The organism is Hymenobacter nitidus, assembly GCF_020447315.1.
In the GTDB taxonomy this organism is placed as follows: domain Bacteria; phylum Bacteroidota; class Bacteroidia; order Cytophagales; family Hymenobacteraceae; genus Hymenobacter; species Hymenobacter nitidus.
Genome location: NZ_JAJADQ010000007.1, coordinates 312667 through 327450, shown reverse-complemented (window position 1 = coordinate 327450; position 14784 = coordinate 312667). Strand labels below are relative to the sequence as shown.

At 61.1% G+C, this 14784-nt stretch carries 11 protein-coding genes and 1 tRNA gene; 7 read left to right on the top strand and 5 right to left on the bottom strand.

What is annotated here, in order from left to right; translation table 11 throughout:
• Window positions 1-52: 52 nt before the first annotated feature.
• Window positions 53-1981 (top strand): hypothetical protein, encoded by a 1929-nt coding sequence (locus LGH70_RS15040; protein WP_226187171.1) that lies wholly within the window; start codon window positions 53-55, stop codon window positions 1979-1981.
• Window positions 1982-2057: 76 nt separating this feature from the next.
• Here the strand turns inward: LGH70_RS15040 and LGH70_RS15035 are convergent, their stop codons facing one another.
• Window positions 2058-2507, bottom strand: coding sequence for a QcrA and Rieske domain-containing protein (locus LGH70_RS15035; protein ID WP_226187169.1), 450 nt, complete (start codon window positions 2505-2507; stop codon window positions 2058-2060).
• Between the two features lie 131 nt (window positions 2508-2638).
• Here LGH70_RS15035 and LGH70_RS15030 point away from each other — a divergent pair, with 131 nt between their 5' ends.
• From LGH70_RS15030 to LGH70_RS15015, 4 genes are all read left to right on the top strand, one after another.
• Window positions 2639-4477: an ABC transporter ATP-binding protein gene (locus LGH70_RS15030; RefSeq protein WP_226187167.1), complete on the top strand. Its 1839-nt coding sequence runs from the start codon at window positions 2639-2641 to the stop codon at window positions 4475-4477.
• A gap of 190 nt (window positions 4478-4667) precedes the next feature.
• On the top strand, window positions 4668-5228 hold the full coding sequence (locus LGH70_RS15025; protein WP_226187165.1) for a hypothetical protein: 561 nt from the start codon (window positions 4668-4670) through the stop codon (window positions 5226-5228).
• Window positions 5229-5237: 9 nt separating this feature from the next.
• Window positions 5238-5834 (top strand): D-sedoheptulose 7-phosphate isomerase, encoded by a 597-nt coding sequence (gene lpcA / locus LGH70_RS15020; protein WP_226187163.1) that lies wholly within the window; start codon window positions 5238-5240, stop codon window positions 5832-5834.
• A gap of 132 nt (window positions 5835-5966) precedes the next feature.
• Complete coding sequence (locus LGH70_RS15015; RefSeq protein WP_226187161.1) at window positions 5967-7505, top strand: YifB family Mg chelatase-like AAA ATPase; 1539 nt, start codon at window positions 5967-5969, stop codon at window positions 7503-7505.
• A gap of 99 nt (window positions 7506-7604) precedes the next feature.
• Here LGH70_RS15015 and LGH70_RS15010 read toward each other — a convergent pair whose 3' ends face one another.
• Complete coding sequence (locus tag LGH70_RS15010) at window positions 7605-8366, bottom strand: DUF434 domain-containing protein (RefSeq protein WP_226187159.1); 762 nt, start codon at window positions 8364-8366, stop codon at window positions 7605-7607.
• 412 nt (window positions 8367-8778) lie between these two features.
• Here LGH70_RS15010 and LGH70_RS15005 point away from each other — a divergent pair, with 412 nt between their 5' ends.
• Window positions 8779-11208: an outer membrane beta-barrel family protein gene (locus LGH70_RS15005; protein ID WP_226187157.1), complete on the top strand. Its 2430-nt coding sequence runs from the start codon at window positions 8779-8781 to the stop codon at window positions 11206-11208.
• Window positions 11209-11322: 114 nt separating this feature from the next.
• Here LGH70_RS15005 and LGH70_RS15000 read toward each other — a convergent pair.
• Window positions 11323-11398: transfer RNA gene (locus tag LGH70_RS15000), tRNA-Lys, on the bottom strand.
• Window positions 11399-11632: 234 nt separating this feature from the next.
• Here LGH70_RS15000 and LGH70_RS14995 point away from each other — a divergent pair.
• Window positions 11633-12670 carry a quinone-dependent dihydroorotate dehydrogenase gene (locus tag LGH70_RS14995; RefSeq protein ID WP_226187155.1) on the top strand — a complete coding sequence of 346 codons (1038 nt, stop codon included), beginning with the start codon at window positions 11633-11635 and terminating at the stop codon, window positions 12668-12670.
• A gap of 3 nt (window positions 12671-12673) precedes the next feature.
• Here LGH70_RS14995 and LGH70_RS14990 read toward each other — a convergent pair whose 3' ends face one another.
• Entirely contained in the window at window positions 12674-13369 is a 696-nt protein-coding gene (locus LGH70_RS14990) for a DUF2306 domain-containing protein (protein ID WP_226187153.1), read from the bottom strand.
• 162 nt (window positions 13370-13531) lie between these two features.
• Window positions 13532-14638, bottom strand: coding sequence for an acyloxyacyl hydrolase (locus tag LGH70_RS14985; RefSeq protein WP_226187150.1), 1107 nt, complete (start codon window positions 14636-14638; stop codon window positions 13532-13534).
• Between the last annotated feature and the right edge of the window lie 146 nt (window positions 14639-14784).

Below are 14784 nucleotides of genomic sequence, written 5' to 3'. Positions count from 1 at the left end.
GCGTAGGTTTGCCCCGCCGGGCGCCCTTACCAGCTGCGCGGCCCCCGTTCTTATGAAGAAACCGCTAATCCTTGCACTGTCTGCGCTGAGCCTGCTGGCAAGCCGCGCCCAGGCCCAGACCACGCCCCCGCCCGCCAAAGACCCCGACGCCGTCTGGCTGATTTTCGACCATCCGCTCGACCCCAAACAGCCGGGCAAAGACAAGCAGCCCGCCGCGCCCAAGCCGGCTGAAAAGCCCGCCGAAACCCCGGCCAGCACGGTGACTCCGGCAGCCCCAGCGGCGGTAGCGGCTCCGGCCGCCGCGCCCAGCCCGGGCCTTAATCCGGCCAAGACCACCCAGGGCAGCACTTACGTGCCGCTCGACCCGGACGTGTACCGCCTCATCGACCGGTATGCCATTAAATACGGTCCCGATTCCCTAGGCGACCCTTACACGGCAGTGCGGCCCTACCACCGGGCGGGCGTGGCTCATCTGGCCGAGCGAATTCTGAATGGTAACGCTACGGACGCTTCCTTATCGGCGGCTGACCGGTTTAATGCTGAATATCTGGCGCGCGACAACTGGAACTACTCCGGGCAGGGCACGGCACTCAACGAAAGTAAAAAGAGCTTTCTGACGTATTTCTACCGCAATCAGTCGGATCTGTTCCATGTCGAGACGCCCGACTTCACCCTGCGGGTAAACCCGGTGGTGTATTTCCAGGCCGGCAAAGATTCGGATAGTGACGGCCTGCGCTACACCAACACCCGCGGCGTACAGGTAGAAGGTACCGTGGACGGGCGCCTGGGCTTCTATACCTTTGTGGCCGATAATCAGATGGCCGTGCCCGCCTACGTGCAGAACCGGGTGGTGCGCGACACCATTGTGCCCCACGAGGGCTACTGGAAGTATTTCAAGGGCAAAACCGACCAGTACGACTTCCTCTCGGCCCGCGGCTACCTTACCTACGCAGCCACCAAGCACATCAACGTGCAGCTGGGCCACGACCGGAACTTCATCGGCAACGGCTACCGCTCCCTGATTCTGTCGGACTACTCGGCGCCGTATTTCTTTCTGAAGCTGAACACCCGCATCTGGAAGTTCAACTACCAGAACCTGTTTGCCGAGCTGACGGCCGACCGCCGGGAAGCCGACCAGGTGTATCCCAAGAAGTACATGGCCCTGCACCACCTAAGCCTGGACGTGACGCCAACCTTCAACGTGGGCGTGTTCGAGTCGGTGATGTTCTCGCGCGGCAAGGGCCGCTTCGAGCTGCAATATCTGAACCCGATTATCTTCTACCGCAGCGTAGAGCAGCAGATCGGCTCGGAAGACAACTCCCTGCTGGGGATGGACTTTAAGTGGAACATCCTGCGCCGGGGCCAGATTTACGGGCAGGTGGTACTCGACGAGCTGGTCGTCAGCCAGATTCGCTCGGGCAACGGCTGGTGGGCCAACAAGCAGGCCTTCCAGCTCGGCGGCAAGTATATCGACGTGGCCGGCATTCCAAACCTGGACATTCAGGCCGAGTTCAACTACATCCGCCCCTACACCTACCAGCACGAAGACTCTTACCGCAACTACCAGCACTACCAGCAGCCCCTGGCCCACCCCATGGGTGCCAACCTGTATGAGATTCTGGGTATCGTCAGCTACCAGCCCCTGCCCCGCCTGAACGTGGTGGCCAAAGGCTTCTACACCAAGCAGGGCCTCGACAACGTGCCGGCAGTGGACCCCGAGCTGAACTACGGCGGCAACGTGCTGAAGTCCTACACTACCCGTATTTCGGAGTACGGCAACAGCGTGGGCCAGGGCAACGCCACCCAGCTGCTGCACGGCGACCTGACGGCTAGCTACATGGTGAAGCACAACCTCTGGCTCGACGCCAAACAGATTGTGCGCCGCCAGACCGGGGCTGCTACGGCCATTGGCAACGGTACCGAGGCGTTTTTCTCGGTAGCCCTGCGCTGGAACATTGCCCAGCGCCTGCACGAGTTTTAAGCCCTGCTGACTTCTACCCCACAGCCCGGTGCTGCTTCCTCAGGATAGCGGCACCGGGCTTTTGGTTTGTGGCTGCCTAGCCGGTTACGCGCAGCGAGTTGCCAGTCTGGGTCACGGTGTATTTCTTCAGGGCGCGGGTGGCGGGGCCGGCGGCCACGGTACCGTCGCTGTTGAACATAGAGCCGTGGTTGGGGCACATAAAGCTGTTGGCGCCGGCCTGAAACACGATGGTAAAGCCCTCGTGGGTGCAGGGCGCCTGCACGGCAATGTAGCTGCCGTTCGTCAGCCTAGCCACAATTACGCGCCGGGCCGCCCCGTACACGAAGCCCACGGCCGGGTCGTTCAGGGGCGCGTTGGCCGGGTCGGTCAGGTCGAGGGTGAAGTCGACGCCGGTAGCGCCGGTGCCGCCGGTAGGGGCCGGGGCCGGGTCGTCGTCGGAGCCGCCGGAGCAGCCGCCCAGGCAGCCGGTGGCCAGCACGGCGGCCGCGCCCAGGCCAAAAAGCTGGATAAATTCTTTGCGTTCCATCAGACTAGAGCGGGAAATGGCCGGGGCGGCCGTGGAAGAATAGGAGGTTGTTCTACTCTCCCACTCGGCGGCGGCGGGGCAAAAGGTTGCCTGGGCCGCAACCCGAATCGGGGGTTACCTTTGCGGCGCTTATGAAGACCTACCTCCGCATCCTGCAGTATGCCCGGCCGCTGGCCAATACGGTACCGCTTTACCTGCTCTACACCATCTGCGGCATCTTTTTCAACATCGGCAACCTGGCCCTGGTCATCCCGATGCTGAACGTGCTGTTCGAAACCACCAAGAAACATCAGGCCCCCGACCGGCTGCCCAGGTTCACGCCCACGCTCGACTACATCACCGGCACATTCGACTTCTACTTCACCCAGGTTATAGCCGACCACGGCAAGCTCGGGGCTTTGCTGTTCGTGTGCGTGGTGCTGGTTGTGTCCGTGTTTTTTAGCAACGTATTCCGCTACCTGAGCCTGCGCCTCGCGGCCCGGGTCCGCTCCCGCGTTATCCGCAACCTGCGCCGCGACCTGTACCACCGCGTCATTCAGCTGCAGCTGGGCTACTTCGCCACCGGCCGCAAGGGCGACATGATGTCGCGCTTCACCAACGACGTGCAGGAAGTGGAAATATCCGTGGTCAACACCCTGCAGGCCGTGGTGCGCGACCCGCTCTACATCATCTTCTACTTCGTGGTGCTGTTCTACATGTCCACCAAGCTCACGCTGTTTTCCCTGGTGCTGCTGCCGTTGTCGGGGGGCATTATTGCCATGCTGGCCAAACGCCTACGCACCCAGGCCAAAACCAGCCAGAGCACCCTGGGCTCCATGCTGTCCGTCATCGACGAGACGCTGGGCGGCATTCGGGTTATCAAGGCGTTTAATGCCCAAGACTATATCAAAGGCAAGTTTGAGGCTCAGAACGACCAGTACGCTGCCACCTCGCGCCGCATCGACAACATCCGGGACCTGGCCTCACCCTTTTCCGAGTTTGCGGGCATCATGGTCATTGCCGGCCTGATTTACTTCGGGGGCACGCTGGTGCTGGGGGGCACTGCCGACATGGAAGCCGCAGAGTTTATTGCCTACATCCTCATGTTTTCGCAGGTGCTCACGCCAGCCAAGTCTCTGTCGTCGTCGTTTGGCAACATTCAGCGCGGCCTGGTGGCCGGCGAACGGGTGCTGAGTATCATCGATACAGAGCCGGCCATTCGCGACAAGCCCGACGCGAAGATTCTGCCCGCCTTCCAGCACCAGATTGAGCTGCGCCATCTGCAGTTCGGCTACGGCGACAATCTGGTGCTCCAGGACATCAACCTCATAATTCCCAAAGGTAAAACCATAGCGCTGGTAGGCCCTTCCGGCGGCGGCAAAAGCACCCTGGCCGACCTGTTGCCCCGCTTCTACGACCCCACCGGCGGCCAGATTCTCATCGACGACATCGAGGTGCGCGACTGCACCATTCATTCCGTGCGTGACCAGATGGGCATCGTGACCCAGGAAAGCATCCTGTTCAACGACACGATTTTCAACAACATCCGCTTCAACACCCAGGCCACCGACGAGCAGGTGATTGAAGCCGCCAAAATTGCCAACGCCCACGAGTTCATCATTCAGGCCCCCGACGGCTACCAGACCTTTATCGGCGACCGGGGCAGCCGCCTGTCGGGTGGGCAGCGCCAGCGCCTGAGCATTGCCCGGGCCATCCTGCGCAATCCACCCATCCTGATTCTGGACGAGGCCACCTCGGCCCTCGACACCGAATCGGAGAAGCTGGTGCAGGAAGCCCTGACGCGCCTGATGCAGAACCGCACCTCCCTGGTTATTGCCCACCGCCTGAGCACTATTCAGCACGCCGACGAAATCGTGGTGCTGCAGCAGGGCCGCATCGTGGAGCGCGGCACCCACGAGGAGCTGCTGCGCCGCGAAGGTGGCGTGTACCAGCGCCTGAATTCCATGCAGACCAACGGCGTACTGCCGTAGCAACAAGCCGAAGAGGAACAACTGGAAAACGGGGTAGGCCAACTGTAGGGCCCTTCCCTGCGTTTATGCGCACGTCACCGGACAGATTACGCGGCTCCTAGATTGGCAAAACTCTATATTTAGTGCGCCAACCAGGCTGCCGCGTGGAACTGCCACCGGTGTTTTCCGGAAATCTAGCCTTCTCCCTCCTATGCTTGCTCTCAAACGCCTGGTTACAATTCTGGTCATGGTGTACCTGCTGCTGGCGCTGCTCTTCATCTTCAGCCCCGCCACCCGCGACACCTTCGCCTCGGCCTTCAACCTGAGTGGGCCCGAGGGCCTAGCCACGTTTTATAATACGCTCTTCATCGTCGGGGCGGTGCTGCTGGCCTTGCACCTCATCACCGAAAACATGGACAGCGCCCTGCTGCGCCGCGAAACCACGGCGCTGAACGGCAAAATCAACGAGCTGAAAGCCAAGCTCTACGACCAGCAGATTGACCAACGGGAGCGGGACTTTCAGCAGCGCGCCGCCACTACCGCCGTGCCCGTGACGCCCGTAGCTACCACGCCCGGCGCTACTACCATTTATCAGTCGGGGCCGGTAACGCCCGCCCCCGCTGCCGCAGGCACCGCTACGTCCAGCCACGATGTGGAGCACCCCACCTTTCCGCAGTCGGACCCCGGCCTGATGAATGCGCCCGTGCAGCATCCCAACACGATAATTCCGCCCTCCCCGGCCGGGAACCCCGACAACCGCTCTTCGTTGTAACTTTGCGGCGTGACTGCACCGCTAACTGACCTCATCCGCGCCGAGCTGACCGAAGCGCGCACCGTTCTCGACCGTTTTCTGGCTGACCCCGAAAACCTGTCGCGCATTGAGCAAGCTGCCCGCCTGATGGCGGCCAGCCTCAAGCAAGGCGGCAAAATCCTGAGCTGCGGCAACGGCGGCTCCCTCTGCGACGCCCAGCACTTTGCCGAGGAGCTGAGCGGCCGCTACCGCCTTGACCGGCCCGCCCTCGGCGCCATTGCCCTCACCGAAGCCTCCCACATGAGCTGCGTGGCCAACGACTATGGCTACGAGCATGTGTTCGGCCGCTACGTGCAGGCCCTGGGCCGCCCCGGCGACGTGTTGCTGGCCATCAGCACCAGCGGCAACTCACCGAACGTGCTGCGCGCCGCCGAAGCGGCCAAGGCCATCGGCATGCCGGTGGTCAGCCTCACGGGCAAAGACGGAGGCTTGCTGGCCGGGCTCAGCGACGTGGAAATCCGGGCCCCGCACCACGGCTTTGCCGACCGGGTGCAGGAAATCCACATCAAAGCCATTCACATCCTGATTATGCTCATTGAGCAGCTGGTAGCGGAGGCCTCCGAGTAGCGTTTCTCTTCTTATCGACTGAATTTTAAAGGTCAGCTCTTACCGGGGCTGGCCTTTTTCGTGCTGATGCGCGGTTCTCTTCTATCTTAGCTCCCGGATTCTTATTCTTTATCGACTTATCCGTTATTTCCTATGCTTACCAAAACGTATGGCTCGGCCGTGCAGGGCGTCAACGCTAATACCATTACCATTGAAGTAGTCGTATCCCAGGGCACCAATTTCTATGTGGTGGGCCTCGCCGACAACGCCATTAAAGAAAGCCAGCAGCGCATTGAAGCCGCGCTAAAAATCAGGGGCTACCGCATGCCGCGCACCAAGGTGGTGGTCAACATGGCCCCGGCCGATATCCGCAAGGAAGGCTCGGCCTACGATTTACCCATTGCCCTGGGCATTCTGCATGCCTCGCAGCAGCTGAACACCGAAAAGCTGGGCAACTACATCATCATGGGGGAGCTGGCTCTGGATGGGGAGCTGCGGCCGGTGCGGGGCGTGCTGCCCATCGCCATTCAGGCCCGCAAGGAGGGTTTTAAGGGCTTTATCCTGCCCCGTGCCAACGCCCAGGAGGCCGCCATCGTCAATAACCTCGACGTTATTCCGGTCGAAAACATGCAACAGGCCATCGACTTCTTCGAGGGCCGCCTGCCGATCGAGCCGCTCACGCTGGACACGCGCACCGTTTTCCAAACCACCGCCAACCAGTACGCCGCCGACTTTGCCGACGTGCAGGGTCAGGAAAACATCAAGCGGGCCCTGGAAATTGCGGCGGCCGGTGGCCACAACGTCATCATGATTGGGCCACCCGGCGCGGGCAAAACCATGCTGGCCAAGCGCCTGCCCAGTATTTTGCCCGCTCTTTCCATCAGTGAGGCGCTGGAAACAACCAAGATTCATTCGGTAGCTGGCAAGCTCGGGGCCAACGCCTCCCTGCTCACGACGCGCCCTTTCCGCTCGCCCCACCACACCATTTCCGATGTGGCACTGGTCGGGGGCGGGGGCAATCCGCAGCCGGGCGAAATCTCCCTGGCCCACAACGGCGTGCTGTTTCTGGATGAGCTGCCCGAGTTTAAGCGCACGGTGCTGGAGGTAATGCGCCAACCCCTGGAGGAACGCCGCGTCACGATTTCGCGGGCTAAGGTCAGCATCGATTTCCCCTCAAACTTCATGCTCATCGCCAGCATGAACCCCTGCCCGTGCGGCTACTACAATCACCCGGAGAAAGAGTGCGTGTGCGGCCCCGGCGTGGTGCAGCGCTACCTCAACAAAGTCAGCGGCCCGCTGCTCGACCGCATCGACCTGCACGTGGAAGTAACGCCCGTTACCTTCGACCAGATGACGGAAACCCGCAAAGCCGAAACCAGCGAGCATATTCAGCTGCGGGTAGAGAAGGCCCGCGAGGTACAGACAGCGCGGTTTCGGGAGTTCCCCGAGATTCACTCCAACGCCATGATGCCCTCGCAGATGGTCAAGGAGCTGTGCCAGATCGACGATGCGGGCCGCACCCTACTCAAAACGGCGATGGAGCGCCTGGGTCTCTCGGCCCGTGCCTACGACCGGATTCTGAAAGTGGCTCGCACCATTGCCGATTTGGGCGGCGCCGAGGAAATCTACCTAGAGCATCTGGCAGAGGCTATCCAGTACCGCAGCCTCGACCGGGAAGGCTGGGCGGGCTAAGCGCTCCACCTGAGCATCAAACGCTGCTGGCGGGCCCTACCGGCGGGCAAATAGGAGAAAACAGGTGACAGGAACAGGTGATGATTAAAGCTGATTACATTATGTTTTTCCATCTCCAAAGGTTGGCCCAGCAGTGCTGCCGTTTCCGCTCAGATCGAGCAGCCACCGCGGCGGCGCGGCTTCCAGCGCCAGGGCGGCGAGGTTGAGCCAGCTGCCGGCCTGGTCGAGGACCGCCGAATCGGAGGTCACGACGATATCCGTGGTTTGGGCCAGCTCACGGTCAGGGTTCAGCACGACTTCAGCTGTCCAGGGTAAGCCCAGGCGCGGCCCCAGCTCGCGCAGGCGCGCCGCGAGCCGGCCGCTATTGGACACTGGCTGGTCGAGCAGCCACCGTATGGGACCAGGCGCCAGGGGCCGGAGCGCGGCGGCGGCCAACTCAATGGCCCGGTCGGTTTCCAGCACTGCCCGGTAGGTGCCGTGTACACTCGACAAGTCGCGCAGGGCACCATCCCGTCCTCGCAGCACTACGCCGCCGCTCAGCGCCGTTTCCAGGGTAATCAGCAGGTTGAAGCCATCAATGGACACGAGCCGCCCATCCAGATTGGTGGCCGGTAGCTGCGCGGCCGTGCGCCGTTGGTACTGCTCGTCGGTGCAGGCAGCGCGGCCCACGGCCCAGCGCTGACGCTCAGTTAACGCATATCGGTCGCCAACCAGCTTCAGGGTGGCGCCCGGTGGATAGCCACGCGTCAACAGCCAGGATAGTTCCTGGACGGCGGTGCGCAGGACTGGCACCCACCGGGGCGCAAACAAGTTACTATCGGCTGGGTGAGGGCCACGGTGGCGGGTATCGGCGGAGCGCATAGGGAGTTGCTACTAAGTTACCGGAACGGCAAAGACGCGTAGGCAGATGGAAAAGTAACGCTTACGGCTTTGTCGCCCCCTATTTAGCTGGTAGAGCTGACACGCCAGCCACCGGTGGAAGATGTGCTGCCCTGCAGGCAGGCAGCAGGTACTTTACGGCAGTGGCGTTACCCGGCCGTGTACTACTTCTAGCGGACTGGTAAGGCACCCGCTCCCTGCAACCCACACCTAGTAGCTCTGTCTATGCGACAAATAGCCTACCGAAGCGCTGCGACCAAACGGCCGTGCAGCCATTTTTTTACGCTTGTTTCTGTAACCATTGCTGCTTGCGGCAGTGTCCATCCTTGCCGGTGCTGTCCGGTGATGCTACGGCAGCAAGCAGCCGCCCTCCTGTTTTCTCTACTCCCGCCCCATGAAATACCTCTACCTGCTGCTATATAGCGCCCTGTTGCTGCTGGCTTGCCCAAGCTGGGCGCAGTCTACTGGGGTGCTCACTGGTACAATCAAGGACGAGAAAGGGGCCGCCGTGGGCTTTACCACCGTAGCCGTGGTGCTGGCCGGGGGCAAGACCAGTGTGACGGGCACCGTGGCCGATGAAAATGGCCGCTTCCAGCTGCAGGCGCCCGCGGCCGGCAGCTACGTGCTGCGTGTTAGTGCCGTGGGCTACAAGCTGCTGGAAACTCCCGCCTTCGCGCTCAGTGCCGCCGCGCCCGGCCTCGACTTTGGCCTGCTCGTGCTGCTGGCCGATGCTAAGCAGCTGGCCGAAGTCAACATCGTGGGGCTGCGGCCAACCATTGTGCAGGAGGCCGACCGCATGGTGGTCACGGTGGAGGGCACGGCCATGGCGGCCGGCAACACGGCCTTCGACGTGCTGGCCAAATCGCCGGGCGTGTTCATCGACCAGGAGGGCAATATTCAGCTCAACGGCAAGCCCGGCGTGACGGTCATGCTCGACGGGCGGCTTACGTACCTCTCGGCCCGGGAGCTGCGCAGCATGCTCGAAGGCATGCCCGCGGCCAACCTGAAAAACATCGAAATCATCACCAACCCGCCGGCCAAATACGACGCGGAAGGCACTTCGGGCATTCTCAACCTGAACCTGAAAACCAACACCCAGCGGGGCCTCAACGGCAGCGTGTACGCCAGCGGCAACTACAACTTTCAGCAGTTTGGCCACACCTACGGGGCCAGCCTGAACGCCAAGCAGGAAAAGTGGAACGCTTTTTTGACCCTGGACGGCTCGCGCCGGGTGGGCGGCCGGGATGCCACTTTCACGCGCATCTTCTACGGGGAGCGGAAAACCACCTACTTCGACCAGCAGGCCACCGGCAACTTCGTTTCCACCAGCCCGCCGGTGGTGCGCACCGGCGCCGACTACAGCCTGAGCAAGCGTCACAGCGTGGGCTTTATGGCTGGCTACACCCTACGCCGAGGCGAGTCCGACTTCCTGACCGACACCTACCTGGGCCCGTCGCGGCAGGAGCCCACCCGCTTTATCGACGCGGACAATTTCAGCCGCACCACCTACACAAACTACACCGGCAACCTGCACTACAATGGCAAGCTCGATACCACCGGCACTACGCTGACCGCTGACCTGGATATGGTCAAGATTACTAGCCAGGGGCAGGCCGATTTCTTCAACATCTTCACCGAGCTGGGCCCGGGCACGAGCACCCGCAACGTGGAGTACACCAATACTCTGTCCGATCTGCAGATCTACGCCGGCAAGTTCGACTACACCCGGCCCTTCGCCGGGGGCCACAAGGTAGAAGCCGGCATGAAGGTCAGCCAGGTGAATGCCGACAACGACTCGCGGTTTTACTTCAACAACGGGGCCCTGGAGCTGGATCCACTGCGCACCAACTACTTTGCCTACCGGGAAAGCATCCAGGCCGCCTACCTGAACTGGAGCGGCAAGGCCGGGGAACGACTGAAGCTGCAGGCCGGCCTGCGGGCGGAGAATACCCGGTCGGTGGGCGAGTCCTACACCACCGGGCAGGTTACCCGTCGCCGCTACCTGAACCTGTTTCCCAGCGTGTTTGCCCAGCAGGAAATCAACAAGAACTACGACCTGAGCTTCAGCTACAGCCGCCGCCTGAACCGCCCGAACTACGGCAGCCTGAACCCCTTCCGCTTCTACCGGGACCCGTATACTTACGAGGAAGGCAACCCATTTCTGCGGCCTCAGTACACGCAGGCCTTCCGCCTGGCGCACACCATCCACAAGGTCTACAGCTTGGCCTTCAACTACGACTACCAGACGGCCGTTCTTTCGGAAGTACCCATCCTGGATGTGGAGGCAGCCACCACGAAGTATACTACCGACAACCTCGATACCGGCCACATCATCGGCCTGACCGGGGTGGCGCCCTATAAGCTGGCCAAGTGGTGGGACTCGCAGAATACCGTAGTGGTGTCCTACCGCAAGTTCAGCACCGACGCCACCAACGGCTTTTTGACTAACGAGCAGCTCTACTACATGCTGCAGTCCAACCACACGCTGCTGCTGCCCAACAAGGTACGCCTGGAAGTGGAGGCCCGCTACCTGGGGCCCACCGCTTCGGGCCTCTACCTGATTGAGCCCATGCACTGGTTGGGCGTAGCCGTAAAGCGCACCTTGCTGCGGGAAAAGCTCGACGTGAGCCTCAACGTGAATGATATCTTCAAAGGCTACCGCTACCGATTCAGCACCAACATCAACGGCAATATCAACGACTTCAACCAGTACTTCCGCTTCCGCAGCGTAGGCCTAACGGTGCGCTACAACTTCAGCCGAGGCGCCAAAATCGATGTCAAGCGCCGTAACAGCAACTTGGAAGAAGTCAATCGGGCCGGCTAGGCAAACTGCTGGAACTACTTTACTTGTGTCTGCCAGCCTAGCCAGGCTGTAGCCGAAGCCCCACTTGTGGTCCAAATAACAAAAAACCCTCACTGCTTGCCGCAATGAGGGTTTTGGTGATCCCGCTGGGATTCGAACCCAGGACCCGTACATTAAAAGTGTACTGCTCTACCAGCTGAGCTACAGAATCGGTTCCCGATAGGCAAATGAGATTCGCGTTTCGGGGTTGCAAAAGTGGCAGAAACAGGGCTATTGTCCAAACTTTTCCGGCACAACTTTACTCAATTTCTATCTACCACCACCTATCACACTTATTTTCAAACAGATACTCGCTATAAAAAACTTCTATTCCAGTACCTGACCGGGAAAGCCTTTCTACCGGAATAAAGTAGGAGCTTTGTAGCCGCATACTTCGTGACCTGCCATGTATAAAGCTCTGCTAAAACCCCTGCTTTTTCAACTCGATGCCGAGCAGGCTCACCACTTTGTTTTCGATAACCTGCGGCGCAGCTGCCGCCTGCCTGGCACGAAGGCCTTGCTGCGCAGCCTCTACGACTTCGTGCATCCGGGGCTGGAGCGGGAGGTTTTCGGCCTGAAGTTTCGCAATCCGGTGGGCCTGGCCGCGGGGTTCGACAAGAATGCCGAGCTGACGGATGAGCTGGCGACAATGGGCTTTGGCTTTGTGGAAATCGGGACGGTGACGCCCCGGGCCCAGCCGGGCAACCCAACGCCCCGCCTGTTCCGGCTGCCGCAGGATGAGGCCCTGATCAACCGGATGGGCTTCAACAATGAGGGCGCGGCGGCGGCGGCCCAGCGGCTGCGGCGGCGGCACTCGACTATAATTATCGGGGGCAACATCGGCAAGAACAAGGACACGCCCAACGAGCAGGCCGCCGCCGATTACGTGGCGAGCTTCGAGACCTTGTTTGATACGGTTGATTACTTCGTGGTCAACGTCAGCTCGCCCAACACGCCCAACCTGCGGCAGCTGCAGGAAAAAGAGCCCTTGATCCGGCTGCTACAGCAGGTGCAGGAGCGCAACCTGGCCAAACCCAAACCCAAGCCCCTGCTGCTCAAAATCGCGCCCGACCTCACCGACGGCCAGCTCGACGACATCCTGACCATTGCCGCCGAAACCCGCCTGAGCGGCCTAGTGGCCACCAACACGACCATCGCCCGGGACGGGCTGAACACGGATCCGGGCCAGCTGGCGGCCGTTGGGGCAGGCGGACTGAGCGGCAGGCCCCTGCGGCAGCGCAGCACCGATGTTATTCGTTACCTGCACCGGCATTCGGCTGGCGGCCTGCCCATTATTGGTGTTGGCGGTATAGGCTCGGCGGCCGACGCGCTGGAAAAGCTGGCAGCCGGCGCGTCCCTCGTTCAGCTTTACACGGGCTTTATCTACGAGGGGCCGGCGCTGGTGAAGCGCATCAACCAGGCGGTAGTGGCCGCTCAGCGGTAAGCGCTACCCTAGTTCGGGCTGGATACGTACTTCCACAACTTTCTCGGGGTGGTGGCCTTGGGCAAACTGCTTTTTATAGCGCTGCTGCACCCAGAGCATGGGCGGAATGATGACTAGCGTCGGCCACAGAAAGCTCAGCGGGAAAGGAATAAACGTGAGGCTGGTAGCGGAAAAGGCCGAAACCGCCGCTACATAGGAGCCCACGAAGCCCGATATGTGATTCAGCAGCCACTGCCCGGCCGGCCACGGGCCTGTGCGCCGGAAGGCGCGGGCCTGACGCAGGGTTGTGAAGAGGCCAATGCCGCCGAAAACCACCGGTACCGGGTTCGTTTTCAGGTGAAGCAGGCCGTAAGCCAATGTCCCGGCAAACACGGCGGTACCGATGCCCACTCCCGCCCAGTCGAGCCGATTGGCCCGCTCCTCGCCCCGGCTCAGGTGCTTGTGATAAATCGAGCGGTAGCCAAACCACGCCAGATACAGGCTGAAAATACCCGTTAGCAATAGGAAAGTCAGGCTCTTGAGCACCGCGGCAACCAGAGCCGTAGTGCCGGCTACTATCATGGCCCAGAAGAATATCCGGCCCCAGAAACGGTGCGCTGAGCCGCCTTTACGCACGTACAAAGCTGCCGGCGCCACGAAAAAGCCAATAAAACCGGCCGTAATATGCAGCCAGCGGTTTAGTAGCAGCAAGGTTTCCATGATGGTGAGGGGTAAGTTGGTGAGGAGCTGTTCTGACTGCACGCCCCGAAGGAAGGAGAAAGCGTGGCCGCTTACCAATTTCCCTTACTCAACCGCCGGATAAGGCTTCTGAATCGTCATCTGCCGCCCCCAGACTCAGCGGCCCACCACCGCATAATATCACTACAGCCGCATACCCACTTTCAGCTCGACCACGTCGGCGGCCCCACGGTGAATTTTCAGGTCGGCGGAGCCCCACAGCTGCTGGGTAAACTGATATTTCAGCCCCAGCCGCTCGTAGTAGAACTTGTTGGACTTGTAGGGATTGTAGACGTAAAAGCCCAGGTGCGACACAAACGCCAAGCGCCCAAACAGCAGCTCGTGCCCAAAGAACACGCCGGCCTTTTTCACATCGGGCAGGGTTTCGCCCGCGCGAGACGTGTCGCGCAGCTGCACTAGTAACGACCGGTCGTAGAAGCCCTCGGCGCCCAGCACCAGAGCGCTTTTGCGGTTGACGCGCCGCCCCACCGCCGCCGAAATCGACTGCACCGCGTACTTGCGCCGGTCCGACTCGTTGCGCTGTTTAAAGCCCAGGCTGGTGCTCAGGTCCAGGAAATTGTGGCCCACCTCGTCGGGCTCGGCCGTGGGTCCCGTGCTCAGGGGCCGGAACGGGCGCTGCTGGTGATAGTTGATGCCCAGAAACACCGTGGGCAGGTTGATGCCGAAGTTGGGCTTGGTGGTGGCGCCGTTGGAATAATGATTGAGCCCCAGGCCCAGCAGCAGCCCGTAGTGGGGCGTAACGGTCAGGTCGTATTCCAGCCGGCCCTGGAGCGTGGCATTCAGCCGGGAGCTGACGAAGTTGTTTTTGTGATTGGTTTCCTGGTCGTAGCGCGTGGGAAAGATGCCGATGCCGGTGCCGATGCGGAAGCTCAGTTCCTGCCGGGCCGAGCGAAAAATGGCTTTGTTGAGGTACACCGTGGCCGCGTACGACTTGCCCAGCACCGGATTGTGGTAGTCGTAGTATACCAGCGCCAAGCCCACCTTGGGGTAGTTGTACCAGGCATGCCAGGGCTCCGAGCCGTTGGTTTGGCGCTGCACATTCAGCTCCAGGCCCGTGGGGTGCGACTTTACCAGGTGCTTGACCGAAGGCGTGTGGGCAATGATAAAACTGCCCTGCCCGTACAGGCCCAGCACCAGCGGCGGGCGGGTATCAACGGCGGCTGGTTGCTGCGCCCGGGCGCTGGCCCCACTTAGCAGCATAGTAAGGAGCAACCCGTAACGAATCATCATCAAACGATAGAATCCAAGCTCCTCAAAAATAGCTAAAGCCGCGGAAGCCACCACGGAAACGCCCGGTTATTCTGCCCGCCGCAACCGGCTGACCCTGTTGCTACTTCCGGGAAACCAGCTAATTATCATTTAGTTAAATCCAAGAA